Origin of the sequence: uncultured Campylobacter sp., assembly GCF_938040115.1 — a bacterium.
In the GTDB taxonomy this organism is placed as follows: Bacteria; Campylobacterota; Campylobacteria; order Campylobacterales; family Campylobacteraceae; genus Campylobacter_A.
This window is the reverse complement of record NZ_CALHXD010000290.1, coordinates 1-2,742: the sequence shown is the minus strand read 5'-3', so window position 1 is coordinate 2,742 and position 2,742 is coordinate 1. Positions and strand designations below refer to the sequence as shown.

Genomic DNA, 2,742 nt, shown 5'->3' with positions numbered 1-2,742 from the left:
TGGCCCGGTAGCAGCGTGCCACTATCTTTGACGCCCGCGCGACGCTTTAAGTAGCTCTCGAAAAGATCGCCCCACACGCCGAAAACCGCAACCAAAAACGCCGTGATGAGGCTATGCCAAAAGCTATCTGTTAGCACCCAGCCAAAACCCGCGCCAAAGACCGTAGCTACGGCGATGCCGCCTACTACGCCTTCCCAGGTTTTATTAGGCGATGTCTCGCTAAAGGCGTGTTTGCCGCAAAATTTGCCGACGAAAAACGCCCCGCTATCGCACGCCACGACCGTTAAAATCAGCCACGCCAAGTAGCCCACGCCGTAGAGCGAATAAAGCATCCAGATGAGAAAAATCGGCGTCATCGGATACAAAAACGGCAGCGCGGGCGTTAGATTTTCGCTCTTAAAGTGCGCGAGAAAACTAACAACGAGCAAGACCGCTAAAATAGCGATAAACACGGGGTTTGAAAAGGGCGTAAGTAGGTAAAAAATAATCGCTATGAGCGCAAGAGAGCCGCCCTGCAGGCCGTAGAGCTTTTGCGCTTCGCCAAAGGCCGTATAAAGCACGAAGCCTAAAATGGCGAAATTTAACAGATAACTATCAACGAAAAAGATGACCAAAACCGCTGCAAATAGCGCGACGCCGGTGATTATACGCGTTTTCATGATTTTTCCTTTTTTGAGTAATAATTGTATAAAATTTTCGCTTAAAAGCGCTGAAATTTGAGGCGAATTTACGCTTGCGGGCTTTGGGGGACGGTTAAATTTGAAGGTTTATTTTTGCTTGAAGCGAGCAACAAATTTGACGATTTTTGACAAATTTTACCGAGCGCAGCGCTATACCTGGCGTAAATTTGACAGCCTGCGCCAAATTTTATGCTTGCCAAAAAACGAAGTATCAAATTTAAAATCAGATAAAATTTGCTCCGCACCCGCACCACAGGCGGTGCCGACTAACGCTCGACGCGTTCACGCATTTGGCTGCTATGCACCGCTTTCCCGCGGCAGATACCTCGGACGCTAAATTTACGCCTGAAACGAGCCGATTTATTACGCTTTAAATTTTACGTTCGCGATATTAAAAAGATGAAAGCTTAAATTTGCGCAGAAAACGGCTCAAATTTAAAGTCAAATTTGACCGCCGAGCAGCAAAAAAGCCCAGTCAAATTTGAGTGGAAAAGATTAAATTTTAAGATCAAGATGCTGAAATACGGGCGACGCCTGTGGGAAGTCGTTAGCCGCGATGTGCTCTTCGGAGTTTTCATCGCCGTCAGAGTCGGAGTTTTCGCCGTTTTGCTCCGAGGCGAGCTCGCCCTGCTCCTGCCTACCCTTGTGTTTTTCGTGCTCGTTTTTGGGGTCGATTTTGTAGGTTTCCTCGGTCGGTCGCACCTCGGAGACCTCTTGTTTTTCGTCGCTTGCTAGCGATGCGGCGGCGAGATTTTGCAGGTCAAATCTATTTTGGACGTCGGCGACCTTGTTTGAGACCATATTTACGTTTTGATTGATAAAAATCGTGTTGCCAAGGGGTGTTACAGCCATTTTCGCCTCCTGTTTTAGTCGTGCTTTGTTACTAATATCGTCTTAAAATTAATATAGTTTACATTTGCGCCGCTCGTAATTTTGACGTTGTTACGTTTGGTAAAATCAACCTCGTACGTCCCGCCGCCTTTGACGCTAAAATTTACGCAAATTTTCGCCGCAAATCTCAAAATTTCCTCGCTTGGAGCGCTTTTTGCGGTTTTGATGATGACGTGCGCGGACGGTAGGTCTTTTAGATGCATCCAGACGTCGTCTTTTTTCGAGTTTTTTAGCAGCCAGACGTTGCCTTTTTCGTTGCGTCCGATGCTGATTTTATAGCCTTCGACGTAAAAATCCTCGACGTTTTGATTTTGCTCTTTTTGCTTTACGGCGCGGGCTTTTTTAGGCGCTAGGATTTCTAGCTCTTCTGCGCTTTTTGCTTCATTTACGAGCGTTTGTAAATTTGATAAAAACTCCAGCTTTTCGGTCAAATTTTGCCGCTCGATGATTAGCCCGGCTGCCTTTTGCTTTAGCCTTTTTGCTTTGGCAAACATCGCGTTTGCGGCGATTTTGGGGCTATCATCCAGCACGAGCCGCACCTCGCCTCGCTCGAAATCATTTAGCGTTACCTCGCGCTCGTAGTCCCTTAACGCGTGCAAATTTGACAGGATCAGCCCCGCGTTTTTGCTTAAAATTTCGCTTTGCGCATTTAGATCCGCTTCGTTTTCAAGCCCCGATAAAATCTCGCTTAAATTTTGCATTTTTCGCTCTATCGCGGCCGATTTTACGGCGCGCAGATTTTCTAGCTTTGCGTTATTTACGCGCTTAAATTCCTCGCTAAAATATCGCTCAAAATCCGTTATCGGCGGCGTCTGGCGCTCTTTTATCGTTGCAGGCGGCAGCTCAAGCAGCTCGCGCCCCGGTTTTATCACGCGAAAATTATTATCTATATGGCGCAAAGCCTCGACGATGACGCCCTTTTCGTCCGTGATGATCGCGTTGGTAAAGCGCCCCGTAAACTCCAAAAATAGGCTTGAAGCCAGGCTCTTATACGAGCCTTGGAATTCGCACTCCAGCTTTAAAATTCTATTTCCCTCGGGCACGCTTAAATTTAAAATTTTAGCTCCCCAGAACCTCTTTTTAAGCGCGACGTCAAAGGGCGCTTTGTACTCTTTGATGTTTAGAAAATCGGGATTTGCGTAGATCGCGGAGTCAGATTTGCTAAGGTCGA

Annotated in this window: 4 protein-coding genes; 1 reads left to right on the top strand and 3 read right to left on the bottom strand. The window is 46.9% G+C overall.

The genetic code is table 11. The annotated features are described in order from the left end of the window. On the bottom strand, nt 1-659 hold a 659-nt coding region (locus Q0314_RS09770; protein WP_298058597.1), incomplete at its 3' end, for a phosphatidate cytidylyltransferase. Nucleotides 660-795: 136 nt separating this feature from the next. Here Q0314_RS09770 and Q0314_RS09765 point away from each other — a divergent pair. Next, a complete protein-coding gene (locus Q0314_RS09765) occupies nt 796-1,017 on the top strand; it encodes a hypothetical protein (protein WP_298058595.1) in 222 nt (73 codons plus the stop codon). Between the two features lie 158 nt (nt 1,018-1,175). On the opposite strand, the gene Q0314_RS09760 is transcribed toward Q0314_RS09765, so the two are convergent. Then, nucleotides 1,176-1,532, bottom strand: coding sequence for a hypothetical protein (locus tag Q0314_RS09760; protein WP_298058593.1), 357 nt, complete (start codon nt 1,530-1,532; stop codon nt 1,176-1,178). Nucleotides 1,533-1,546: 14 nt separating this feature from the next. Then, a partial coding sequence (locus tag Q0314_RS09755; RefSeq protein ID WP_298058591.1) for an NFACT RNA binding domain-containing protein occupies nt 1,547-2,742 on the bottom strand: 1,196 nt, incomplete at its 5' end.

What these genes read in the sequence shown, in the direction of transcription:
- Q0314_RS09760 (WP_298058593.1), bottom strand. Translation starts at nt 1,532, where the DNA reads ATGGCTGTAACACCCCTTGGCAACACGATTTTTATCAATCAAAACGTA.